Source organism: Polaromonas sp., assembly GCF_030682935.1.
GTDB lineage: Bacteria > Pseudomonadota > Gammaproteobacteria > Burkholderiales > Burkholderiaceae_C > Polaromonas.
The window spans coordinates 1-23,429 of sequence record NZ_JAUXNA010000070.1; the positions used below are offsets into that span (position 1 = coordinate 1).

Annotated in this window: 25 protein-coding genes; 17 read left to right on the forward strand and 8 right to left on the reverse strand. The window is 63.3% G+C overall.

Going from position 1 to position 23,429, the window contains the following annotated elements; genetic code table 11:
• Positions 1 to 4 precede the first annotated feature (4 nt).
• Positions 5 to 1,150: an alpha-hydroxy acid oxidase gene (locus Q8K05_RS02665; protein ID WP_305245030.1), complete on the forward strand. Its 1,146-nt coding sequence runs from the start codon at positions 5 to 7 to the stop codon at positions 1,148 to 1,150.
• A 132-nt stretch (positions 1,151 to 1,282) separates the two neighbouring features.
• Here Q8K05_RS02665 and Q8K05_RS02670 read toward each other — a convergent pair whose 3' ends face one another.
• On the reverse strand, positions 1,283 to 3,298 hold the full coding sequence (locus tag Q8K05_RS02670) for a sigma-54-dependent Fis family transcriptional regulator (RefSeq protein WP_305244994.1): 2,016 nt from the start codon (positions 3,296 to 3,298) through the stop codon (positions 1,283 to 1,285).
• Between the two features lie 355 nt (positions 3,299 to 3,653).
• On the opposite strand from Q8K05_RS02670, the gene Q8K05_RS02675 reads away from it, so the two are divergent.
• The 12 genes from Q8K05_RS02675 (at position 3,654) to Q8K05_RS02730 (ending at position 13,239) form a co-directional block, all read left to right on the forward strand.
• The gene (locus Q8K05_RS02675; protein WP_305244995.1) at positions 3,654 to 4,661 is read left to right on the forward strand and encodes a thiamine pyrophosphate-dependent dehydrogenase E1 component subunit alpha; all 1,008 of its coding nucleotides are present in this window, start codon (positions 3,654 to 3,656) and stop codon (positions 4,659 to 4,661) included.
• Positions 4,662 to 4,694: 33 nt separating this feature from the next.
• Positions 4,695 to 5,741, forward strand: a complete 1,047-nt coding sequence (locus Q8K05_RS02680; protein WP_305244996.1) for an alpha-ketoacid dehydrogenase subunit beta — start codon at positions 4,695 to 4,697, stop codon at positions 5,739 to 5,741.
• Positions 5,738 to 5,995 carry a lipoyl domain-containing protein gene (locus Q8K05_RS02685; RefSeq protein ID WP_305244997.1) on the forward strand — a complete coding sequence of 86 codons (258 nt, stop codon included), beginning with the start codon at positions 5,738 to 5,740 and terminating at the stop codon, positions 5,993 to 5,995. The genes Q8K05_RS02680 and Q8K05_RS02685 overlap by 4 nt, the downstream gene beginning before the upstream one ends.
• Positions 5,992 to 6,702 carry a dihydrolipoamide acetyltransferase family protein gene (locus Q8K05_RS02690; RefSeq protein WP_305244998.1) on the forward strand — a complete coding sequence of 237 codons (711 nt, stop codon included), beginning with the start codon at positions 5,992 to 5,994 and terminating at the stop codon, positions 6,700 to 6,702. Before Q8K05_RS02685 ends, Q8K05_RS02690 begins: the two co-directional genes overlap by 4 nt.
• Positions 6,699 to 7,436, forward strand: a complete 738-nt coding sequence (locus tag Q8K05_RS02695) for a ligase (RefSeq protein WP_305244999.1) — start codon at positions 6,699 to 6,701, stop codon at positions 7,434 to 7,436. Before Q8K05_RS02690 ends, Q8K05_RS02695 begins: the two co-directional genes overlap by 4 nt.
• A 109-nt stretch (positions 7,437 to 7,545) precedes the next feature.
• The gene (locus Q8K05_RS02700; protein WP_305245000.1) at positions 7,546 to 8,052 is read left to right on the forward strand and encodes a heme-binding protein; all 507 of its coding nucleotides are present in this window, start codon (positions 7,546 to 7,548) and stop codon (positions 8,050 to 8,052) included.
• 248 nt (positions 8,053 to 8,300) lie between these two features.
• Positions 8,301 to 9,530, forward strand: a complete 1,230-nt coding sequence (locus Q8K05_RS02705) for a DNA polymerase IV (protein WP_305245001.1) — start codon at positions 8,301 to 8,303, stop codon at positions 9,528 to 9,530.
• A gap of 147 nt (positions 9,531 to 9,677) precedes the next feature.
• Positions 9,678 to 10,598: a DUF3034 family protein gene (locus tag Q8K05_RS02710; RefSeq protein WP_305245002.1), complete on the forward strand. Its 921-nt coding sequence runs from the start codon at positions 9,678 to 9,680 to the stop codon at positions 10,596 to 10,598.
• A gap of 32 nt (positions 10,599 to 10,630) precedes the next feature.
• The gene (locus Q8K05_RS02715) at positions 10,631 to 11,074 is read left to right on the forward strand and encodes a group 1 truncated hemoglobin (RefSeq protein ID WP_305245003.1); all 444 of its coding nucleotides are present in this window, start codon (positions 10,631 to 10,633) and stop codon (positions 11,072 to 11,074) included.
• Between the two features lie 44 nt (positions 11,075 to 11,118).
• Positions 11,119 to 11,778 (forward strand): plastocyanin, encoded by a 660-nt coding sequence (locus tag Q8K05_RS02720; RefSeq protein WP_305245004.1) that lies wholly within the window; start codon positions 11,119 to 11,121, stop codon positions 11,776 to 11,778.
• An 80-nt stretch (positions 11,779 to 11,858) separates the two neighbouring features.
• Complete coding sequence (locus Q8K05_RS02725) at positions 11,859 to 12,710, forward strand: enoyl-CoA hydratase-related protein (RefSeq protein ID WP_305245005.1); 852 nt, start codon at positions 11,859 to 11,861, stop codon at positions 12,708 to 12,710.
• A gap of 223 nt (positions 12,711 to 12,933) precedes the next feature.
• Positions 12,934 to 13,239: a hypothetical protein gene (locus tag Q8K05_RS02730; RefSeq protein WP_305245006.1), complete on the forward strand. Its 306-nt coding sequence runs from the start codon at positions 12,934 to 12,936 to the stop codon at positions 13,237 to 13,239.
• Positions 13,240 to 13,382: 143 nt separating this feature from the next.
• Here Q8K05_RS02730 and Q8K05_RS02735 read toward each other — a convergent pair whose 3' ends face one another.
• Entirely contained in the window at positions 13,383 to 14,285 is a 903-nt protein-coding gene (locus Q8K05_RS02735; RefSeq protein ID WP_305245007.1) for a LysR family transcriptional regulator, read from the reverse strand.
• 93 nt (positions 14,286 to 14,378) lie between these two features.
• Between Q8K05_RS02735 and Q8K05_RS02740 the strand changes: the two genes are divergently transcribed.
• The 4 genes from Q8K05_RS02740 to Q8K05_RS02755 are packed head-to-tail and all read left to right on the forward strand — an operon-like array spanning position 14,379 to position 17,546.
• On the forward strand, positions 14,379 to 15,173 hold the full coding sequence (locus tag Q8K05_RS02740) for an SDR family NAD(P)-dependent oxidoreductase (RefSeq protein WP_305245008.1): 795 nt from the start codon (positions 14,379 to 14,381) through the stop codon (positions 15,171 to 15,173).
• Between the two features lie 8 nt (positions 15,174 to 15,181).
• Positions 15,182 to 15,991 carry an SDR family NAD(P)-dependent oxidoreductase gene (locus Q8K05_RS02745; RefSeq protein ID WP_305245009.1) on the forward strand — a complete coding sequence of 270 codons (810 nt, stop codon included), beginning with the start codon at positions 15,182 to 15,184 and terminating at the stop codon, positions 15,989 to 15,991.
• A gap of 29 nt (positions 15,992 to 16,020) precedes the next feature.
• Positions 16,021 to 16,533, forward strand: a complete 513-nt coding sequence (locus tag Q8K05_RS02750; protein ID WP_305245010.1) for a carboxymuconolactone decarboxylase family protein — start codon at positions 16,021 to 16,023, stop codon at positions 16,531 to 16,533.
• A gap of 41 nt (positions 16,534 to 16,574) precedes the next feature.
• Positions 16,575 to 17,546, forward strand: a complete 972-nt coding sequence (locus tag Q8K05_RS02755) for a tripartite tricarboxylate transporter substrate binding protein (RefSeq protein WP_305245011.1) — start codon at positions 16,575 to 16,577, stop codon at positions 17,544 to 17,546.
• A 417-nt stretch (positions 17,547 to 17,963) separates the two neighbouring features.
• Here Q8K05_RS02755 and queF read toward each other — a convergent pair whose 3' ends face one another.
• The 6 genes from queF to Q8K05_RS02785 all read right to left on the reverse strand — a co-directional run bounded on the left by queF (position 17,964) and on the right by Q8K05_RS02785 (position 23,178).
• Positions 17,964 to 18,809 carry an NADPH-dependent 7-cyano-7-deazaguanine reductase QueF gene (gene queF / locus Q8K05_RS02760; protein WP_305245012.1) on the reverse strand — a complete coding sequence of 282 codons (846 nt, stop codon included), beginning with the start codon at positions 18,807 to 18,809 and terminating at the stop codon, positions 17,964 to 17,966.
• 25 nt (positions 18,810 to 18,834) lie between these two features.
• The gene (locus Q8K05_RS02765; RefSeq protein WP_305245013.1) at positions 18,835 to 19,743 is read right to left on the reverse strand and encodes an alpha/beta fold hydrolase; all 909 of its coding nucleotides are present in this window, start codon (positions 19,741 to 19,743) and stop codon (positions 18,835 to 18,837) included.
• 106 nt (positions 19,744 to 19,849) lie between these two features.
• Positions 19,850 to 20,626 (reverse strand): peroxide stress protein YaaA, encoded by a 777-nt coding sequence (yaaA, locus tag Q8K05_RS02770; protein WP_305245014.1) that lies wholly within the window; start codon positions 20,624 to 20,626, stop codon positions 19,850 to 19,852.
• A 96-nt stretch (positions 20,627 to 20,722) separates the two neighbouring features.
• Entirely contained in the window at positions 20,723 to 21,313 is a 591-nt protein-coding gene (locus tag Q8K05_RS02775; protein ID WP_305245015.1) for a DUF3501 family protein, read from the reverse strand.
• A gap of 19 nt (positions 21,314 to 21,332) precedes the next feature.
• Positions 21,333 to 22,682, reverse strand: coding sequence for a heterodisulfide reductase-related iron-sulfur binding cluster (locus Q8K05_RS02780; RefSeq protein WP_305245016.1), 1,350 nt, complete (start codon positions 22,680 to 22,682; stop codon positions 21,333 to 21,335).
• Between the two features lie 73 nt (positions 22,683 to 22,755).
• Positions 22,756 to 23,178, reverse strand: a complete 423-nt coding sequence (locus Q8K05_RS02785; protein WP_305245017.1) for a rubrerythrin family protein — start codon at positions 23,176 to 23,178, stop codon at positions 22,756 to 22,758.
• Positions 23,179 to 23,429: the final 251 nt, after the last annotated feature.

The window sequence follows — 23,429 nt, forward strand, 5'->3', positions numbered from 1 at the left end:
CGCCGTGACCGTCATCACCAACATCGAAGACCTGCGCGTGCTGGCGCAAAAGCGCGTGCCGCGCATGTTCTACGACTACGCCGACTCCGGCTCCTGGACCGAAGGCACCTACCGCGCCAACTCGGACGACTTCCAGACCATCAAGCTGCGCCAGCGGGTCGCGGTCAACATGGAGAACCGCAGCACGGCGGCCACCCTGGTCGGATGCCTGGCAAAGATGCCGGTGGCGATTGCGCCGGTGGGACTGACAGGCATGCAGCATGCCGACGGCGAGATCAAGGCGGCCAGGGCGGCTGAAAAGTTCGGCATTCCCTTCATCCTGTCGACCATGAGCATCTGCTCCATCGAGGACATTGCGGCCAACACGCAGCGCCCTTTCTGGTTCCAGCTCTACATGATGCGCGACCGCGAGGCCATGGCCGCCATGATCGAGCGCACCCGCAAGGCGGGCTGCGACGCGCTGGTGCTGACGCTGGACCTGCAGGTGATCGGCCAGCGCCACAAGGACCTGAAGAACGGCCTGACGGCGCCGCCCAAGCCGACCCTGGCCAACATCATCAACCTCATGACCAAGCCGCGCTGGTGCATGGGCATGGCCGGCACGCGCCGCCACACCTTCGGCAACCTGGTCGGCCATGTCAAGGGGGTCAGCGACATGAATTCGCTGGCAGCCTGGACCAACGAGCAGTTCGACCCGCGCCTTTCCTGGGCAGACGTGGCCTGGGTCAAGGAAAAATGGGGCGGCAAGCTGATCCTCAAGGGCATCCAGGATGTGGAAGACGCCAAACTTGCTGTGCAAAGCGGCGCCGACGCCATCGTGGTGAGCAACCACGGTGGCCGCCAGCTCGACGGTGCGCAGTCCAGCATCTCGGCCCTGCCCGCCATCGTCGAGGCGGTGGGCCCGGAGATTGAAGTGTGGATGGACGGCGGCATCCGTTCCGGCCAGGACGTGCTCAAGGCCTGGGCGCTGGGCGCACGCGGCACGCTGATTGGCCGCGCCATGGTCTACGGCCTGGGCGCCATGGGCGAAGCCGGCGTGACCAAGGCGCTGCAGATCATCCACAAGGAACTCGACATCACCATGGCGTTCTGCGGCCACACCGACATCAACACCGTGGACAAAAGCATTTTGCTTCCGGGTACGTATTAAAAAAAATCGGCGGACCCTTTGGGGAACTCAATGATTCCAGCCCGCGACCAAACCGGCAACTGATGAGTTGCATGGGGTCGAAATGACTGCCTTCGCTGCGGCGCTTTTGCAGCCGACACCCACAACACCACACTAGTCTCGCAAGTTGGGGGGCACGATGCCGTGCCGCTTCATTCGTCGATACACGGTCGCGCGGCACAAATCCAGATGACGCGCCGTCTGTGCGATGTTCCACTGATGCTGCTTCAGGGCCAGCCGCAGGGCCTGCGCTTGCGCATTTGGCAACGTCGGCTCTGAAACAACGACCCTGTCCACGGGGGGAGCGCTTTCCGCGGGAACAACGTCTTCATTGAAGCCCAGGGTCGCCAGCCGCGGCGGCGGCATCAGATTGCAGACCGTGCACCGCACATCGGCCGGCAGATGCTCGAGTTCCACCAGCCCGTCATCACTGAGCGCCAGGGCTGAGCGCAACGTGTTCTTGAGCTGGCGGATGTTGCCCGGCCAGTCGTAGTGCAGCAGCACCGCCAGGGCGTTTTCGGCGATCCCATGGCTGGCACGCTGCTGGGCCGCCGCTTCCTCGCGCAGCAATTGATGAATCAGCGCCACCTTGTCGCTGCGCTCGCGCAGCGCGGGCAGCTTGAGCACCATGCCATTGAGCCGGTAATACAGGTCCTGGCGGAATTGGCCCGCGCTGACCAGTTCGGTCAGGTCGCGGTGCGTCGCGCAGATCACCTGCAAGTCCACCGGAACCGGTTTTTCAGCCCCGAGAGGCAGCACCTCGCGCTCGGCCAGCACGCGCAGCAGGCGCGTTTGCAGGTTCAGCGGCATGTCGCCAATTTCATCGAGAAACAGAGTGCCGCCATCGGCTTGGGTAATCTTGCCGCGCACGCCTTTGGCCCGCGCGCCCGTGAAAGCGCCGTCGCGGTAGCCAAACAGCTCGCTTTCAATCAGTGACTCGGGAATCGCCGCGCAATTGAGCGCCACGAAAGGTGCGGCCGCGCGTCCGCTGGCCTCGTGCATGGCGTGCGCAAAAACTTCCTTGCCGGTGCCGGTTTCACCATGCAGCATCACGGGAATGCCTTTATCCAGCACGCGCAAGGCCTGGTTGGCGTTGACCACCATTTGTGCGTCGCCGCCGGCCAGCTTCTGCAGCGGCCCCTGCAGCCCCTGCGCGACCGGCAAGGCATTCTTGCCCGCGTTGGGCATGCTGCGAACCAGCCGGCTCGGCTGGCTCGGCTGGCTCGGCTGGGCATAGTAGCGCCGCGCCGACTGCAGGGTGCGCAACGCAAACGGCGCACCATTGGCCGCCGCCATGGCCCGGCCCAGGTCTTCCATGCGCAGGCCAAACAGGTCTTCCAGCCGCAGCCCGGGCAGGGGCCGGGCTGCGCCGCCGAATTCCAGCTGGGCGCGGGCGTTGGCGGCCACGATCACGCCTTCTTCATTGAGCGCCAGCAGGCCTTCGACATCAACGTCGAGGAACTCGCGCCGCGCGCTCAGGCGCAGCACCAGGCAATGCTCGAACTGGCGCAGGAAGTGCGCGTTCTCGATCATGCGCGCCGTGCCGCTGACCATTTGCAGCACCAGGTGCTGGCTGCGCTTGTCGTCCGGCGAGAACAGGGCCGAGGCATCGAGCACGGCCAGCAGCTCGCCGCCGGGCGCAAAGATCGGCGCCCCACTGCAGGTCAGCGAGGTGTTGGGGGCGCGGAAGTGCTCGCCATGGTGCACCGTGACCGGCAGCCGGTCGATCGTGCACAGGCCCACGGCGCAGGTGCCTTCCTCGTCTTCCGACCAGCAGGAACCGAGGTAGAGGCCGGCTCGGCGCAGCTCGCGGTCCAGCAGCGGGTTGTTCATGAAATCCACCGTGACACCATGCGCGTCGGTCAGCAGCACCACATAGCCGGCATCGCGTATCTGCGCAAACAGCTTTTCCATGCCACTGCGCGCAATGTGCAGCAAGGGTTCGAGCGGCGCCTGGTAGTCGCGCAGGTGGTGGGCCGGCAGCACGCGCGGCGGGGCCGGACGCCCCGGGTCGAGCCGATGGACTTCGATCGAGCGACGCCAGGACTGAGCGATCGGCGACCCGGGCTCGGGCGCGCCCGCGAGCGCGAGCCTGCGGTCCACACCGGCGGCAATCTGGGCCTGGTTCATGAATTTGTCTCCTGCTGCGAACCTGCTTGGGCCTGCCCATGGTACATCGCCAGCAGAAAGCTGGCCATGGTGTTTACAGCCTGGCGCCAAGTTTGCCGGTGCAAGCCACGCGCCCCGTAACAATGTCGCAGGCAAGACCGGTATGGCGACAGCTGTCGCAGGCCTTGCCGCCAAAAGTCAGCCGGTCCTGCGACAGCTGTCGCAGGACTGCGGCCTCGACCGCTGATTCATCGCGTTTTTTATGAGGGTTTCTCCCTGGTTCAAGCCTGGCATCAATGTTGCCTAAAGCGTTGACCTGCCTGCGAGCCAATGGCGGCCGCTGCAACAGGTCAACCCAATAAAGGAGATATCCGCAATGGAACCAACGACAAAGCAGTTGCTCTGGATGTACGAAACCATGGTCGAAATCCGCGAGTACGAAGAGACCATGGCCAAGGTCTACCTGGAGGGCAAGCTGCCTCCCAATATCCAGAAGGGCCTGGCCTTCGACATTGGCGCCGGACCGGTGCCCGGTGAAATGCATCTGGCGGCCGGCCAGGAACCTGTGGCGGTAGGCGTTTGCGCCCACCTGCGCAAGGACGACACCGTGGTCGGCGCGCACCGGCCGCACCATTTCGCCATTGCCAAAGGCGTGCCGCTGAATCCGATGACGGCCGAGATGTTCGGCAAGGTCACAGGTCTGAGCCGCGGCAAGGGCGGCCACATGCACCTGTTCGACCCCGAGCACAAGTTCAGTTGCAGCGGCATCATCGGCGCGAGCATGCCGCCGGCCTGCGGCGCGGCGCTCGCGGCCAAGAAGCGTGGCACCGACGCGGTGGCCGTAGCCTTCTTCGGCGAAGGCGCAACGAATCAGGGCGCGTTCCATGAGTCGCTGAACCTCGCGGCGCTGTGGCGCCTGCCGGTGATCTTCGTCTGCGAAGACAACAAGTACGCGATCTCGGTCGAAAAGTCCGAGTCGACCTCGATTGCCTGGAATTCCGACCGCGCCTCGGCCTACGGCATCCCGGGCGTTCGGGTTAAACACAACGACGCGCTCGAAGTGTTCGAGGCCGCGGGTACTGCCGTGGCGCGCGCCCGCCGTGGCGAAGGTCCCACGCTGATCGAAGTCAAGACTGACCGCTACCTCGGCCACTTCCAGGGTGACCCCGAAACCTACCGCCCCAAAGGCGAGGTGGAGGCGCTACGCAAGAACGACCCGATCCCCAAGCTCGGCGACCACCTGCGCAAGTTGGGCGTGCTGAACGACGCGCTCGACCAGAAGCTGCGCGCAGCGGTCACCGAACGCATCACCGAGGCCTATGACTTCGGCCGCAACAGCCCCTACCCGAAGCCCGAAGACGCGCTGCTGCACGTCTTTGCCTGAACGCAAACCCGTACTGACAAGGAGACAACTCTCATGAACGCACCCGCCACCCGCAAGCTGACCATGGCCCAGGCCATCTCGGAAGCCATTGCGCAGGAAATGGAACGCGACCCCGAAGTTTTTGTACTTGGTGAAGACGTGGGCAAGTACGGGGGCATCTTCAGCGCCACCGGCGGCCTGCTCGCCAAGTTCGGCAAGGACCGGATCATGGACACGCCGATTTCGGAAACCGGCTTCATTGGCACGGCCATCGGCGCCGCGGCCGCAGGCATGCGCCCCATCGCCGAGTTGATGTTCGTCGACTTCTTCGGCGTCTGCATGGACATGATCTACAACCACATGGCCAAGAACATCTACATGTCCGGCGGCAACATCCAGTTGCCCATGGTTTTGATGAGCGCCATCGGCGGTGGCTACAACGATGCGGCGCAGCATTCGCAGTGCCTGTACGCGACCTTCGCCCACATGCCGGGCATGAAAGTTGTCGTGCCCTCGAATGCCTATGACGCCAAGGGCCTGATGACCCAGGCCATCCGCGACAACAACCCGGTGGTGTTTCTATTCCACAAGGGCATCATGGGCCTGCCCTGGATGTCGTACTTCGAGGGCAGCACCAACGAAGTGCCCGAAGCACCTTATGCCATTCCATTCGGCCAGGCCCGGGTGGTGCGCGAAGGCTCGGACCTGACCATCGTGACGCTGAGCCAGATGGTGCAAAAGGCTGTGATCGCCTCCGACGAGCTGGACCGCGAGGGCATCAGCGCCGAGATCATCGACCTGCGCACTATCGTGCCGCTGGACCGCGCCGCCGTGCTGGCCTCGGTGCGCAAGACCGGCCGGCTGCTGATTGCCGACGAGGATTACCTGAGCTTTGGACTCTCGGGCGAAATCTCGGCCCTGATTGCCGAAAACCTCGACACCGTACCGCTGAAAGCACCCGTGCGCCGCCTGGCCGTGCCCGACGTGCCCATTCCCTATAGTCGTCCGCTTGAGCAATTTGTGATTCCACAGACCTCGTCGATTGTCCAGGCCGCGCGTCAACTGGCCCAGGCCAAAAAACTGGTGGGGACGCTGGCATGAGTCGCATCGAGATTGTCTTGCCCGACGAGGTCTGGCAAGACGTGGAGCCCGGGACCGAAGCCCTGGTCGAAGACTGGCTGGTCGCCGAGGGCGCCGCGGTAACGGCCGGTCAGGCCATTGCCAGCGTGGTCGTGGTCAAGACCAACCACGAGGTGACAGCGCCAGCCGACGGCGTGATCGAGAAGATACTGGTCAGGGCCGAAGAGACCTTTGCGCGCGGCGCGCCGCTGGGTGTGCTGCGGGGAGCGTCGTGACGACCGAGGTCCCGAGCTCACCGGCGGCCGCGCCGTCCGCGCTGATCCCGCTCAAAGGCCTGCGCGGCAGCATTGCGCGCAACGTGACGGCGGGCTGGCAGGCACCGCGCGTGGCCCAGGCGGTCGAGGTCGACATGACGCGCAGCCTGGCCCTGCAAGCCAGATTGCAGGCCAGACTGGGCAGCGCGACCCGCATCACCATCACGCACGTCGTGCTGCGGGCCGTGGCGCTGACGCTGCGCGCGCACCCCGCGCTCAACGCCTGCCTGCGCGAAGGCGGCATCGAGCGCATGCCCGGCATCAACCTGGGCCTGGCGGTCTCGCTGCCCGATGGGTTAGCGGTGCCGGTGATCCGCGATGCCGACATGAAGTCCATTGAGCAGTTGGCCGACGCCTCGCGTGAACTCGCTGCGGGCGCTCGCGCCAGTGCGCTCCCGCCCAAGGCATTTCAGGGTGGAACCTTCACGGTGACCAACCTGGGCATGACCGGCATCGACTGGTTCACCCCGATCCTGAACCCACCGCAGGTCGGTATCCTGGGTCTGAGCCGCATTGCCGAGCAGGCCGTGGTGCGCAAAGGCCAGATCGTGGCCGCGCCCATGAGCACCTTGACCCTGGTCTTCGATCACCGCGCAGTCGATGGCTACCCGGCCGCGCTGTTCCTGGCCGATATCCGCCGCCGGCTGGAGTCCTGCGAGGGCCTATGAAGCGCGACCTGCCTTATGTGCCGCTGTGCGTGCCAGCCCGCGATGAGCAGGTCTGGAACGAGCGTCAGCTTGCCAGTCCCGTGCTGGAACCGCAGGTGCGCCTGTGGCGTTACCGCACGCCGGCGGTGGTGCTCGGCTGCGCGCAGCGGTCGGCGCTGGCGGGCCTGGCCGGTACGACGGCCACGGGTGTGGACACGCTCGTGCGCCAGGCTGGCGGCGGCGCGGTGCTGGTCGGCCCCTGGATGCTCAGCGCTTCCATCGCGCTGCCGAATGGGCATCCGCTGGTGACAGCGAGCCCCGTTTCGAGCTACCGCTGGCTCGGGGAGCTCTACGCAGGCGTGCTGCAAAACCTCGGGATCGCGGCCCATGCGGTAGCGCCCGACGAAGCACGCGGCTTCGCGCATGCAAACGACGTCGGCAAAGACCTGGACTGGGCCTGCTATGGCGGCGTCTCGCCCTGGGAAGTGGTGGTGGGCTTGCGCAAGATCGTCGGGCTGGCGCAAATCAGGCGCCGTACCGGCATCCTGCTGGTGGCGGGCCTGCTGCTGGAGCGGCCGCAATGGCCTGCCTTGTGCCAAGCCCTGAGCCGCCCGGCCACCCATGTTGACCACCTGATCCAACGCACCACGTCACTCGCCCAGGAGATCGGCGTTGCGCCTTCCGTTTTCGAGATCGCGCATCCGCTGGCCTGGGCCTTGCACGACGCACTCCATGGAGCGCCCCTCCATCCCTGATTTTCACCACGAAGGAGACGGCATGAGGAACAAGAGACCTGCGCCTGATGACAAGCAAATTGTCGAAAAGCGCCCACGCATTGAACGAAATTCAACACGGAGACAAATCATGAAAAAGCAAATTCATTCTCTGGCCATGGTGGCGACCTGCGCCATGACGTTTTTCGCCAGCCCTGCCAACGCGCTCGAGATGAGTCCGACCTTGTCGCTGAATGTGGCCCGAACGATGGCGACGGCTTGCGAATCGCTTGCCACGCAGAAAGGGTGGCGCATGAACATCGCGGTGGTCGACGGCGGTGCGCAGCCGATTGTCTTCGTAAGAATGGATCGATCATTTCTTGGCAGTGGCGATATCGCCCTGACGAAAGCGCAGACCTCCGCCAAGTTCCCATTCAGCACCCGCTTTGTTCAAGAGCTGTCCTACGGCAAAGACGGCAAGCCAGCGCCACTCCCGGGATTCGTCCATGTCCGCGGGGTTGTTGCCTTTGCGGGCGGCCTGCCCATACGTGCCGCCGGGATGCACATCGGAGGCATCGGCGTCAGTGGAGGCACAGCCGACGAAGACGAAACCTGCGCTCAAGCAGGAATAGACGCGGTCAATCACCTCCTGAAGTAACGATGGAAGAGCGGAAGTCTGGATAACGCCTGGTCGCCTCAATGACTTGGGACGTGACCTGCACTACCGCCTCGCGGATGCGCTCGACACGTTCCTTTGCCTCCGCTGGCATCGCCGGGCAGCGGGGCGGCAGGAAGCGCTCCCATGCTTTTCCAGGCATCCAGGTGCTGCGTCTTTCGACAGGCAGGCCCGGCGGGCTCTTGGCGTATCCTCGCTGTGTGAGCTCTCCCCACCCTGCTGAAAGACCCATGACCCGCCGCATTGCCCACCTCGACATGGACGCCTTCTTCGCATCCGTCGAGTTGCTGCGCTATCCGCAACTCAAGGGGCTGCCGGTGGTGATTGGCGGCGGGCGGCGCAAGATCGATGAGGAGTTGCTGGCCCGTCATGGCGAGCGGGCATTGCGTTTCATCCCGGTGGCTGAATTTCCGCTGCTCAAGGACTACGTGGGCCGGGGCGTCATCACCACCGCGACTTATGCGGCGCGGCATTTTGGCGTCGGCTCGGCCATGGGCCTGATGAAAGCGGCCAAATTGTGCCCGCAGGCGATTGTGCTGCCGGTGGATTTTGACGAGATCCGCAAATTCTCTCGCCTGTTCAAAAGCACCATCACCGAGATTTCCCCGCTGGTGCAGGACCGGGGCGTGGACGAGGTCTACATCGACTTCACCGACGTGCCGGGCGGCCAGCGTGAAGGCGGCCGGGTGCTGGCGCGGCTGATCCAGAAAAGCATTTTCCAGGCCACCGGCCTGACCTGCTCGGTCGGCGTGGCGCCCAACAAGCTGCTGGCCAAGATGGCGAGCGAGTTCAACAAGCCCAATGGCATTTCGGTGGTGCATGAGGCTGACCTGCAAACCTGCATCTGGCCGCTGGCCTGCCGCAAGATCAACGGCATTGGCCCCAAGGCGGGCGAAAAACTGGCCAAACTGAACATCCACACCATTGGCGAGCTGGCCGCGCAGGACGCTTCGTTCCTGGTCGCCCACTTTGGCAAAGCCACGGGCACCTGGATGCACGAGGCCGCCTGGGGCCGCGACAGCAGCCCGGTGGTGACGGAAAGCGAGCCGGTCAGCATGAGCCGCGAAACCACCTTTGAGCGCGACCTGCATGCGGTGCGCGACAAGGCCGAGCTGGGCGCCATTTTTACCCGTCTGTGCGAGCAGGTGGCGGCCGACCTGCAGCGCAAGGGCTATGTGGCCAAGACCATCGGCATCAAGCTGCGCTACGACGACTTCAGGAGCGTGACGCGCGACCAGACCCTGGAGCAGTTCACCGCTGACGCCCCCACCATCCGCAAAATTGCCGGCCTGTGCCTGAAGCGGGTGCCGCTGGACCAGCGGCTGCGCCTGCTGGGGGTGAGAGCCGCCACGCTGGCCAAAGCCGGCGAAACCCCGTTTCATGAGTCAAATACGCATTTAGCCCAATCAGAACGGGATTCAGCAGCTACTGAAACCATAGCAAAAGACCAGCTTTTCTAGCGCTGGCCTGCGGCCAGTTCGTGAACTATTTCCGCCTCACGGGGCTTGACTGCAATTTTTTGAATCCAGCGCCGGGTCGGGACCGTATGGCTAGTACGCATTTCATTACATGCTGTCTAACCCATCCATAAACCCCCCAGGAGCGCTATGAGCACAAAATTTGCAACCCCTTTGATCGCCGCCTGCGCCGCCGTGTTTTGCGCAGGTGCGCAGGCCGATACCGGCAAACTGCTGCTGACCGGCGGTGTCAGCACCATTGAAGGCGCTGCCGGCGGAGGCCTGACGCCGTGGGCCGTGATTGGCAGCAACGCCACCGAGGGCGAAATCGGCGGATCGGCCTACGCCACCCGCGTGAACACCAAAGACTATGGGCTGAACGTCTATGGCGCAGCGGTCGGCATTCAGGACCGCGCTGAGCTGTCGATTGCGCAGCAGGACTTCAACACCCGCGGAACCGGCACGGCGCTGGGCCTGCCGGACCTGCACCTGAAACAAACCATCGTGGGCGCCAAAGTGCGCGTGCTGGGCGATGCCGTGCTCGACAGTGACTCGCTGGTGCCGCAAGTGGCAGTCGGCGTGCAGTACAAAACACTGGGTTCGACCGGCCTGGACGGCACGCTCAATGCACTGGGCGCCAAACGACAGGGCACGGACTTCTACGTCAGCGCCACCAAGCTATTCCTGGGCCAAAGCCTGCTGCTCAACGGCACGCTGCGCGCCACCAAAGCCAACCAGAACGGCTTGCTGGGCTATGGCGCCACGCTGGGCGGCGATGAAAGCAGGTACAGCCTGCAGCCCGAAGTTTCAGTGGCTTACCTGCTCAGCAAAAACGTTGCGGTGGGTGCCGAATACCGCTTCATGCGCAACAAGCTGGAAACCGCGGGGAAGGCAGCCGGCCTGGGCAACGGGCTGCGCGCCGGGGACTGGAAAGACATTTTCATTGCCTGGGCGCCGACCAAAAACGTCTCCCTGACGCTGGCGTATGTGGACCTGGGCGTGATCGTGCCGGCCACCACGGCCAGCCGCAAACAGACCGGCTACTACCTGTCGGCCCAGGTCGCCTTTTAAATCCCGCCAACCACACCCCTCAAGGAACGAACATGAAAAAATCCCTGCTCTCTTTCGCATTTGCCGCAGCAGGCCTGCTGATGGCGGGTTCTGCATTGGCGCAATCCGCTTCAAATAACGACCAGCTGTACAAAGCCTTCGGCGAAAAAACCGGCCTGGTGTCCCTGATGGACGACTTCATGACGCGGCTGCTGGCCGACCCGCGCACCGGCCCCCACTTTCAGCCCGCCAATCAGCAGCATGTCAAGGAACAACTGGTGGACCAGTTCTGTGTGCTGGGCGGTGGCCCCTGCGTTTACAAGGGCGCCGACATGAAGAGTTCACACGCCGAACTGGACATCAAAAAGTCCGATTTCCATGCGCTGGTGGAAGTGCTGCAACTCAGCATGGACGCCAAAGGCATTCCGTTTGCCACACAAAACAAAATGCTGGCCCTGCTGGCGCCCATGCACCGCGACATCATCACGCCTCAGTAAGCGCTTTACTGGCCAACGCCCCCCTCACGCCCGCCCCCCACATCATGAAAAAAATACTGCTTCTGAGCGCGCTCGCAGCCTTGTCCACCTGCGCATCCGCCGGAAACCTCGTGGTCTCCGTGATCGACAGGGAGGGCAAGCCGGTGGCCGACGCGGTAGTGGTGGTCAGCCCGGCCAACAAAACCGTGTTGCCCAAAAAATCGCTGCCCCTCGAGGCCAGCATCACCCAGGAAAAGATGCAGTTCCTGCCTGGCGTCACCTTGGTGCCTGTGGGCGCCAAGGTTCGCTTCATCAACAACGATCCGTGGGACCACCATGTCCGCAGCTCGCCTGCGGGCATGGGCCAGTTCAACGCCAGCAACGCCGGGTTTGAGCTGCGCCTGGAAGGAAAATCGGAAGGCAAGCCCGCCAAACCCACCGATATCACGCTCGACAAGACCGGCGTCATGGGCGCCACGCTGATGGGCTGCTTCATTCACGGCTCCATGCGTGGCTATGTCTATGCCAGCGAGTCACCCTGGGCCAGCAAAACCAGTGCGGAGGGCCTGGCGATTTTTGAAGACCTGCCAGACGGTGCGGCACAGATCAGGGTCTGGCAAGCCGACCAGCTGCTGGATGTGGCGCCGCAGCAAACCACCGTGGGCGCTGCGCTGGCCAAGAGCGTCGTGCAGCTGTCGGTGGTGCCGAGGCGGCGCAAACTTTAAAAAAGGGCCCGTCAAAAATCCCGCCAGTTGGGTCTCAGGGGCGACTGGCGGGCGCTGCCCGCGTGGCTTAAAGTGCAGCCATGAAACACCCTCTACTGACCTGTTTTAGCCTCACCACCACCGATCATGTGGCCCACCTGGTGCTCAATCGCCCCAAAGCGATGAACACCATGCACCCGACGTTCTGGCGCGAGCTCGATCAGGTGCTGGCGCACCTCCACCAGCAAGGACTCGCCAGGGTACTGGTGATCTCCAGCACCGGAAAGCACTTCAGCGCCGGCATGGCGCTGGAAACCTTTGGCGGCGATATCGCCATGGACGACCAGAGCCCCGAAGGCCGCGCGGCCATCTTTGACATGCTTGCCAACATGCAGGCCACCTTCACCAAACTGGAAACGCTGCGCATTCCGGTGATTGCCGCGATTCAGGGCGGCTGCATTGGCGGCGCGGTGGACATGGTGAGCGCCTGCTGCATCCGCTATGCCAGCAGCGAGACGTTTTTCCGCATCCAGGAGATCAACATCGGCATGGTGGCCGACGTGGGCACCTTGCAGCGCCTGCCCAAGCTGATGCCGCTGGCGCTGGTCAAGGAGCTGGCCTACACCGGCCGCAAGCTGGGCGCGGCCCGGGCGCTGGCGTGCGGCCTGGTCAACGAGGTGTTTGACTCGCCCGAGGCGATGCTGGCTGGCGCGCTGCAATGCGCCAAAGAGATTGCCGCCAAACCTCCGGTCGCGATCTGGGGCACCAAACAGGCGATTCACTACGCGCGCGACCATTCGGTGGACGATGCGCTCAAGCAGATGGGCTGGCTGCAGGGCGCGATCTGGAGCAACCAGCATGTGCGCGAGGCGGTGAGCGCCATGAAGCAAAAACGGCCCGCCAGCTTCCCGGCGCTGGCACCACTCCAGAATTTTAGTGATTTAGGCCTCTAGCCCATACAGCACGGTCTGTATAAGCTATTATTTATATAGCAAAAATCTCACCGCCGTCAGCGCCAAAACACCCGCGGCCAGCAACACCCACAGTGTCACGGCCACCAGTTGCCCGGCTTCCACACCCAGGTTTAAACTCCCCCTGTCAACGCTTCGCTCCACACCCCCTTTGTGTCAGACTGCTTGTTGCCTCTAAAAAATACTTTTAGAAGCACAGACAACCATGGGGCAACTTGCCTTCTTTGCCGAATTTTTGGAGACCAGCGGTTTGTTTGAGCGATGGCTGCAAAGCTGCCCGTTGCGCTACACCAGCCCCAACGCACCCAAGCTGGTCGATGTCCCGGGAACATGGCTGCTGGGCAGCCTGGACGGTCACAGCCGCTACGCCCATATCGGCGCACTGCGCGGCGACGGTGTTTATCCTGAAGTGTTGGGCATGAACAAAATCATCGGAGATGCAGCCTGCGCCGACCCACGAAGCGGCCAGCCAGATCAAGACCACGCTGGCCAATGTCCGTGCGGGTATTGAGCACATTCGAGACGCTGCGCCGCAGTTGGCGGGTAAGCAGTTCTGGTATGCGCTGGCAAGGCGAATCCGTCCGGCCTGAGGGACGGGCGTTCGTCCCCGCCCGGCGTGCGCTCGTCAGCGGTTAACGCGACAGAACCCGTTTTTCAGCCTTTTCCGAGCGAGCTCGCCGACTGCCGGATCGACATCACCATCTTGGCCGCGAGCAGGGGCAGTTCGGTGTCGCGCCGCGTGACGATCCCGATAGACCGCTCCGGCGCCCCGCGCAGCGAGGTGATGAACAGGCCGTCGTCCAGCACGAGTTGCGCGCCCGACAGGGGCAGCACAGCGACACCGCAGCCCGCCTTGACGAACTTCGCGATCGACGTCAGGTTGTTGAGCTCCATGCAGGGCCGGAACGGCAGCCCCTTGCTGATGAACGCGGCTTCGACGAATTGGCGCGTACCCGTTCCGTGCGGCATTGTGATGATCGGCAAGGCACCGATTTCCTCCTCCGACCAGGCTCGTATCTTCCGGACGCCGGGATGCTGCCGCGACGACAGCAGAACGAAACGCTCGCACACGATTTCCTCGTAGTCCAGGTCCTTGTGAACCACGTCGACGCCGGTCAACGCCAGGTCGACCTTGCACGCACGCAACAGGTCGAGCGCCTGGTCGGTGAACACATCATGGATCCGGATGAAGGCGTTGGGCATCTCGGCGCGCAGGGCCGCGACGGGCCCGGGCAGAACCATGGCCGCGAGCGTCGGCAAGGCCGCGATCGACAGGCGCTGGATGCGTCGGCGCGCCACCTCCTCGAACTCGGTGAGGCCGACCTCGAATTCCTGCGTCACCCGGCTCGCCACACCGACCAGCGCCTCGCCGTCCGCGGTCAGCTTGACGCTGCGGGTCGTGCGCTCGAACAGGCGGACGCCGACCTCTTGCTCGATCTCGCGCACGATCTTGCTCAAGGTCGGCTGCGCGACACAGAACTGGTCGGCCGTGCGGCTGAAGTTCAGCGATTGCGCGAGCGACACAAAAATCCTCAGTTGACGCGGCGAAAGATTCATTCCTTCAGTCTATCAAACCGGTCAAAGAATCTATTTCCCTCAGGGCGCGCTCGTTCTTATAATTTTTTTGAGAGAGACAAAGAGGAAAAAAACGTGCTCAAACTGAATGGGAAAGTCGCTTTGGTGACGGGCTGCGGAACAGTCGGTGAGGGCTGGGGCAACGGCAAGGCGATCTCCGTCCTGCTCGCGCGCCAGGGCGCCAGCGTCTACGGCTGCGACCTGAACGAGGCGGCCGCGCAGGCCACCCGCAAATTGATTGAAGCAGAAGGCGGCGTAGCGCACGTCCAGGTCTGCAACGTGACGAAGGCCGCCGAGGTCAAGGCCCTGGTGGATGCCTGCATCGCCAGGTTCGGCCGCATCGACATCCTGATCAACAACGTCGGCCGTTCGGAACCGGGCGACCCGGTCACGATGGACGAGGATATCTGGGATGAGCAGATGGACGTGAACCTGAAAAGCGCCTTCCTCGCCTGCAAGCACGTCCTGCCGGTCATGGAGCGCCAGGGCGGCGGCTCGGTCGTCAACATCTCGTCGATCGCCGGACTGCGCTATGTCGGCAAGCCCCAGGTCGCCTATTCCGCGAGCAAGGCCGCCCTGATGCAGATGACGCAGACCACCGCAGTGATCTATGCGGCACGCGGCGTCCGTCTCAATAGCGTGGTCCCCGGCCTGGTCTTCACGCCGTTGGTCAAGCGCCTGGCCGACAAATACGCCAAGGGCGACTTCGACGGCTTCGTCGCCCACCGGCACAACCAGGTACCGATGGGGCGCATGGGCGATGCCTGGGACGTGGCGCACGCCGTGCTGTTCCTGGCGAGCGACGAGAGCAAGTACATCACCGGGCAGCAGCTCGTGGTCGATGGTGGCATCACCGCCGCCACCCGCTAGGAACAAGCATGGAAAAAACAAAAGGAAGACTGCAGGGCAAGGTCGCCATCGTCACCGGCGCGGGCTGCGTCGGCCCCGGCTGGGGCAACGGCCGCGCGATCGCCGCGCGCTTTGCCGAAGAAGGCGCACGGATCTTCGCGGTCGACAAGGACATGAAGGCGATGGACGAGACGCTGGCGCTGGTTCGCGAAGCCGGTGGCGACATCACGCCTTACGCCTGCGACGTCACCGACAGCAAGGCGATCGCTGCGCTGGTTGCCGCCTGCCTCGCAACCTATGGCGGGGTCGACATCCTCGTCAACAACGTCGGCGGCCCCGCTCCCGGCGGGCCGGTGCAGCTGAGCGAAGAAGACTGGGGCAAGCAACTCGACATCAACCTCACCAGCGTCTTCCTCATGTGCAAGCACGTGATGCCGCTGATGGAAACAAAAGGCGCGGGGGCGATCGTCAACATCGCCTCCACCTCTGGCATCCGGTGGACCGGCGCTGCCGCCGTCGGCTACGCAACCGCCAAGGCCGGAGTGATCCAGTTCGGCCGAGTGGTCGGGGTCGAGTATGCGAAGAAAGGCATCCGCGTCAACTCGGTTCTGCCAGGGCAATTGCACACGCCGCTGGTGGACGCGGTGCTGGCCAAGGACCAGAGCGGCGGCGACATCGAGACGCTGCTCGCGCGCCGACAGGCGCGCATCCCGATGCCTTTCATGGGCGACGGCCGCGACACCGCCAATGCGGCGCTGTTCCTGGCATCGGACGAAGCGCGCTGGGTCACCGGCACCGAAATCATCGTCGACGGCGGCATGAGCGCCCGCTGCGACTGACACCCTCCCCCTCACGTTCAAACAAGATCATGGCAAGACTTTCCTACCCGGACCCGAACAATCCCGCGATCGCCCCGGTGGTCGAGCGCATCAAGGCCGAGCGCGGCAAGGTGCTCAATCTCTACGGCATGCTGCTGCACAGCCCGCCGGTGGCCGAGGGCTGGCTGGCCTTCCTCACCGCGATCCGCCAGAAATGCCAGCTGTCCGGCCGCATCCGCGAGCTGGCGATCATGCGCATCGCCGTCATCAACGGCGCCGACTACGAATTCCGCGCCCACACCCCTTTCGCCCTGGCCGAGGGTTTCACCCAGGCGCAGATCGACGCGCTGCGCGAAGGTCGCGCCGAGGGCTTCGACGAGGTCGAGCGCAGCGTGCTGGCCTACACCGATTCGATGACCAAGGAGGTCCATGTGCCGGACGCCGTGTTCAAGGACGTCAGGGCACACTTCGACGAACGCGAGATGGTCGAACTGACGGCGACCATCGGTGCCTACAACCTGGTTTCGCGCTTCCTGGAGGCGCTGCAGGTTGATCACGAATAGACCCCGCAATGGGGCGGCTTTCAACAAGTAAGGAGACAGGTATGCAGATCAAGAAGCGCTCGTTCTTTCTCGCGGCGGCAGCCGCCGGCATGCTGGCCTTGGCATCGATGCCGGCGCGGGCTGCGGACCCCTTCCCCACCAAGCCGATCCAGCTGGTGATTCCGTTCGCCCCCGGCGACACCGACAACATGCTGCGTCCCTTCGTCGAGAAGATGGGCGAGTTCATGGGCCAGCCGGTGGTCCTGAACTACAAGCCGGGCGCCGGCGGCGGCGTGGGCGCCGGCTTCGTCGCCGCCAGCAAGGCCGACGGCTACACGCTGGTGGGCACCTCGCCCGGCTCCATCGTGGTGGTCCCGCTGGCCAACAAGGACGTCAAGTACACGCCGGAATCCTTCACGCCGATCGCGTCGCTGGCCGAGGGCGGACTGATGCTGGTGGTCAATTCCAGCTCGCCCTGGAAGAACATGAAGGAGCTGGTCGAGCATTCGAAAAAGAACCCGGGCGCGATCACCTTCAGCAGCTCGGGTGCGATGGGCATTACCCACCTGCTGGCCGAGATCTTCGCCAAGGAAGCCGACGTCAAGTGGCGGCACATTCCCTACCAGGGCAGCGGGCCCGCCATCACGGCGCTGCTGGGCGGTCACGTGTCGATGGCGGCCACGGCGATCGCGCCGGCGCAGGCACACATGAAGGCCGGCACGCTGCGGCCGATGGCCGTCTTCGGCGACACCCGGCTGAAGGCCTTCCCCGACGTGCCGACGCTCAAGGAGCTGGGCTACAACGTCGGCAGCCCCACGCTGTACGGCATCTCCGCGCCCACGGGCACACCGCGGGAAGTGGTCGACGCGCTCTATAACGCGGCGAAAAAGGTCAATGAGAAGTACGGCGACGCCATCGCCGCCAGCCTCGCAGTGCTGGGCGCCGAGCCCCGGCTGCTGGGCCCGGACGAGTACGCCGCCTACCTGAAGAACCAGAACCAGCTGTTCACGGCGGGCATCAAGGCGATCAACTAAGCTCTGACCTCCCAGCCTTAAGCTGGGAGCAGTGAACCTATTTTCCTCAGTTACCCTCAGGCAAAATCCCGCAAACGTAGGCCCCATGCGGGTTAGCGGGTAATTTGAGGAGACACCAAATGGTGTGAAGCGGATTTTGCACAAAGCCAGACCAGTCAAGCCTGTCAAGAGGCGATCAAACGATCTGCGCAAGCGGCTGATGAGACGTTGCGCGTGCAGACACCCGGAGGGGTCTTCGAGATGCAATGGAACATGCAGGGAAAATCCACCGGGCCAGCTGGCCTTCTTTGCCGAGTTCTTGCAGGCCAGTGGCTTGTTTGAGAACTGGCTGCAAAGCTGCCCGTTGCGCTACACCAGCCCCAACGCACCCAAGCTGATTGGATGGTTTTTTTGAAGTCCAGTCCAGCCGCCTTCGATTTACTGGCGCGCCATGCGGATATTGCCCGGCAAGCCCTGCGGGTGGCTGGTGCGAAACGGATTGATGTCCAACCCGCCACGCCGCGTGTAGCGCGCATACACCGACAGCTTGGCCGGCTTGCAGCGCGTCCACAGGTCCATGAAGATGCGCTCCACGCATTGCTCATGAAACTCGTTGTGGTTGCGAAAGCTCACCAGGTATTGCAGCAGTCCGGCCTGCTCGATCTGCGGGCCGCTGTAGCTGATCCGCACGCTGCCCCAGTCGGGCTGGCCGGTGACCAGGCAATTGCTTTTGAGCAGGTTGCTGGTCAGCACCTCGCTCACGGGTTGCTCGTCGAACGCGGCGCTCAGCAAATCGGGCGCCGGGGTGTAGCGGGTGCATTCCACGTCGAGGCGGTCCAGACTCAAGCCATCCAGCTCATGCACCGGCTCGCGGTCAAACAGTTCGGGCAGCAGCAGTTTGACGCCGACGATGGACGGCTGCGGCGCGCCGCGCCAGGCGGCCTCGCTGATGTCGGCCCGAAGCCGCGCCTGCACCTCGGCCGCGTCCGCAAAACGCGTGTTGTTGAAACTGTTCAGGTAGAGCTTGAAGGACTTGCTCTCGACGATGTTGGGCGTTTCGCAGGGCACGGTGAAGTGCGCCAGCGCCACTTGCGGCTTGCCGCGCAGGTTGAGCCAGCTCAGCTCGAACGCGGTCCACAGGTCAGCCCCCAGAAAAGGCGGCATGCCGGCAATGCCGAGCTCCAGCCGCTTGCCCGCGCGCGGAATCGGAAAGAGCAGCGAGGCGTCGTACTGATCGACATAGGCCGATGTTTTTCCCAGTTGGGAATGTTCAGGAATATTCATTTTTCAGGTCTTCTTCAGGATGTATTCAGCGCGCTCTTGCGGCGTCGAAGTGCGGAATCAGCAATTCGAGCAAGCGCTCGACCACGCCGGGCGGCAAATCATGGCCCATGCCTTCGATGGCGGCCAGCCGGGCGCCTGGAATGCGGCGCGCGGTGTCTTCACCGCAGGCAAACGGCACCAGCGGATCGGCCTTGCCATGCACCACCAGCGTAGGCACGGCCACGCCGGCCAGCGCGCCAGCGCGCGTGCTGTCGGCCACAATGGCGACCATCTGGCGAACAATGCCCTGCGGGTGAAAGCTGCGTTCGGTGGCGGCGGTGACGCGTTCGCGCAGCACCGCGTCGTTCATGGGGAAACCGGGGCTGCCGATGGCCCTGAACAGCCCGAGCGTGTGTTCGACGGCGGCCTGCAGGCTTTTGTCTGCGGGGCGGCTGAGCAGCACGCGCGTGACTTCTGGCCTGGCCGCGGGCAGCCCGCGCGCACCGCTGGAACTCATGATGCTGGCCAGGCTGAGCACACGCGCTGGCGCCAGCAAAGCCAGGCGCTGTGCAATCATGCCGCCCATGCTCACGCCCACAATGTGCGCCTTGTCAATCTGCAGCGCATCGAGCACGCCCAGCGCATCGGCCGCCATCTGCTGCAGGCTGTAAGGCGCTTGGATGCGGCAGCCGAGCCGGTGCTTCAAGCCCACCCACAGCAAGTTGGGCGCGCCCAGCGGGTCAAAGTGCTGGCTCAAGCCCACATCGCGGTTGTCAAAGCGCACGACCCGAAAGCCTGCATCGACCAGCGAGCGCACCATCTCGGGCGGCCAGGCAATCAGCTGCATGCCCAGGCCCATGATGAGCAGCACCACCGGCCTGGCCGTGCCATCGGCATTCATGCCCGGGCCGCTGTCCTCGACCTCGATGTCAATCTTGTTTGCTCTTATTTTCATAGCTTATTATTCCCGCAGCATATGGACTTGAAGGCTGTTTTGCATATAAACTTGGTTACGTTCCAGCGACGCCAGCCTGCCGACAGGGGTTTGCCCCGCGAAGACGTCAGTCACCCTGCCTGCGCCTGAACACGAGGCGGTCCACCCCGGAAACACTGGGCTCGAAGCGGTAACCTTCGGCGTCAAAGCCTTCCAGTTTTTTAACGCTGCCCAGCTGGTGTTCAACGGCGTAGCGCACCATCAGGCCGCGTGCGCGCTTGGCCATGAAGCTGATGATTTTGTACTTGTCGCCCCTGAACTCTTCAAACACGCAGGTCACCACGCGGGCCTTCAGCGCCTTGCGGTCCACCGCCTTGAAATACTCTTCGCTGGCCAGATTCACGATGACGGGGGAGCTATCAGCCGCAGCGCGTTCATTGAGGTAGTCGGCAATTTGCGTGCCCCAGAACTGGTAGAGATTCTTGCCGTGGCCGGTGACCAGCGCGGTGCCCATTTCCAGGCGGTAGGGCTGCATCCAGTCGAGCGGGCGCAGCACGCCGTACAGCCCGCTCAAAATACACACATGCTCTTGCGCCCAGCCGAGCTGCGCCTCGCTCAGGGTTTTGGCGTTCAGCCCCTCGTAGACATCGCCATTGAAGGCCAGCACAGCCTGCTTGGCGTTTTTGGCGGTGAATTTGGGCGACCAGGCCTCGTAGCGCGCCACGTTCAGGCCCGACAGCGCATCGGAGAGTTTCATTAGCGAGCTGATTTCTTGTGGCGACCTGGTTTTGAGCACCTCAATCAGCTCCGCCGACTGGCGCTTGAACAGCGGCTGGGTGTGCGTTGCAAGGTGCGGCGGGGTGTCGTAGTCCAGCGCTTTGGCGGGCGAGAGTAAAAACAGCATGGCTTTGAGTTCTTGAGGTCAGGCAAAAGCCTGACTTTACGACAGCTGCGGCACGAGCGGCGCGCCACCGCCGCCAAACACGGTAAAAAGCCCGCCTCAGCGCAAATCGCCGGCCAATGACGCCAGCGTTTCCGCCGGGATCGTGGTGTGCGCAGGGTAATTCGTGTGGTCACAGCCCAGCTTGACGCTGGCGCCGGCCTTCACGGCGGCGCACATGGCCGGGTCCAGTTCAAAGCGCACAAAATGCACGGCCGAGGTTTTCTCGTCGTTCTCACGGTCCATGTCTTCGTCGGCAATCGCATAGACGCGGGCGTGGCCCTCGACCTCGACGAACAGGTGGTCTTCCACACCGATCAGGCGGGCCAGCTCGCGCTTGCGCTCGTTGACGTCGGGGTACTCCAGCATCATGGTCGCCTTCCAGTTGCTGCCGTCGGGCACCAGCGGCGCATAGGCCTCGATCTCCTGCTCGATACCGTCCTCTTCAAAGATTTTTTCAATGCGCAGCATTTCCTGGATCTGGTAGCGAACGGTGGTTTCGCTTTCGAACTGCAGGTTGATGTATTCGCCCAGCCGGACGCTGCGCAGCTTGCGGTGCGCCATGATCGCGGGCTTGTGGGCCTTGCGGTATTTGCTGTAGGCCTCCAGCGTCATGAGGGAGTCGCGGGTGATTTTTGCGGTGGTGTTCATGAATGCATCCAGCTCTGGTTTATTTCAGGCCATAGGCCATGCGTATCAGCGTCAGCGGGTGTTTTTGCGGCGGCGCGCCCAGCTGGTTGACATCAAAGCCCTGCGCAATGTGGTGGCCGCCGAGCGGGCAGTCGCTGCTGATGACATCGGGCAGGCCGCCGTCCTTGTGGCTGGCCATGGCCTTGAACAGCGGCTTGCCGATTTTCAGGGCCTGCTGGTGGTAAGGCACTTTGACGCCAAACGTGCCGGCGTGGCCCGAGCAGCGCTCGTGCGTCTGCACGCTGGTGCCGGGCACCATCCTGAGCATTTCCTCGGTTTTCTTGCCGATGTTCTGGACCCGGCCGTGGCAGGGAATCTGGTAGCTGACCTTGCCCAGCGGCACGCTGAATTCGGTCTTGAGCAGGCCGTCGCGCTTGCGCGCCATCAGGTATTCAAACGGGTCCCACATGTGCGCCTTGACCAGTTGCACGTCGGCGTCATCGGGGTACATCAGCGGGATTTCCTGCTTGAACATCAGCGTGCAACTCGGCACCGCGCTCAAAATCGCAAAGCCGTCCCTCGCGTATTTGGCCAGCACCGGGATGTTGGCTTCCTTGCTGGTATTCACAGAATCCAGGTCGCCGAGTTCCAGCTTGGGCATGCCGCAGCACTTTTCCTTTTCAACCAGCACGTAAGGCACTGCGTTGTGGTCAAGCACCTTGAGCAGGTCGTGGCCAATGCCGGGTTCGTTGTAGTTGATGTAGCAGGTGGAATAAATAACGACCTTGCCGGGCGTTCTTTCGCCGTCCTTGACCGGGTGCGGGGGCGACTCCGGCGCGCTGGCGCGAAATTTATGGGTTGCCAGCTCGGGCAGCCAGGCGTCTTTGTCCACGCCCAGCACTTTTTCCATCAGGGCGCGCACCGGTTGGGTCTTGTTGACCGCATTGGCCACCTGCACCACGATCGGAATGCCGGCAAACTGGCCATGCACGTCGGTCGAGGCCAGCAAGCGCTCGGCCAGGCCGACATCGCCTTTTTTGAACTTGATGGCCTTGGCGCGCAGCATGGTGTGCGGGAAGTCCAGATTGAACGCGTGCGGCGGCACATAAGGACACTTGGTCATGTAGCAGAGGTCGCACAGGTAGCACTGGTCCACCACTTTGCGGTAGTCCTGCCTGGCCACGCCTTCGACTTCGCCGGATTTGCTTTCATCGACCAAATCAAACAGCGTAGGGAAGGCGCCGCACAAACTCACGCAGCGGCGGCAGCCATGGCAAATGTCAAAGATGCGCGCCATCTCATGAACGCAGGCTTCCTCGTTGTAGTAGTCCGGATTTTTCCAGTCAATCGCATGACGGGTTGGCGCCTGGAGATTGCCTTCTGTGGCCATGGTGTGCCTTTTTATAAAAGTGGGAAGGGTCTGCACTGGGCGCTGCAAAGAGCGCCCAGCACGCACCCTTCCGTTAATCCGCCAGTTCAGCCAGCGCCTTGGTGTAGCGGTTCGCATGCGAACGCTCGGCCTTGGCCAGGGTTTCAAACCAGTCGGCCACTTCGTCGTGACCTTCGTCGCGGGCGGTTTTGGCCATGCCCGGGTACATGTCGGTGTACTCGTGGGTCTCGCCCGCCACGGCAGAGGCGAGGTTGTCGCGGGTGGCCCCGAAAGGCATGCCGGTGGCCGGATCGCCGCACTGCTCGAGCCACTCCAGGTGGCCGTGGGCATGGCCGGTTTCACCTTCCGCGGTGGAGCGGAACAGCGCCGCCACATCCGGCTGCCCTTCCACGTCAGCCTTGTTCGCGAAATACAAATAACGGCGATTGGCCTGTGATTCGCCGGCAAATGCGGCTTTCAGGTTGTCTTCCGTCCTGGAGCCTTTAAGAGCAGCCATGGAAATCTCCTTTGTGGGTTGATGAAATAAGTAGCCAGTGACTTCGGCGCAGAGCAACCAAAGACGCAATTACCTTAGCGCGGTTGACGTGAGGCGTCAAATTAACGGCGTCAATCGGGAAAATCAACAAAAGCTATGGGCTGCACGCGCCCGCAAGCCAGGCCCGCAGCCGCCGCTTGGCAGCCTTCCAGGGTTACGTTATAGTGAATTAATTATGAATAGGTGAATCAAGGCGTTGGGCGGCCGATGCT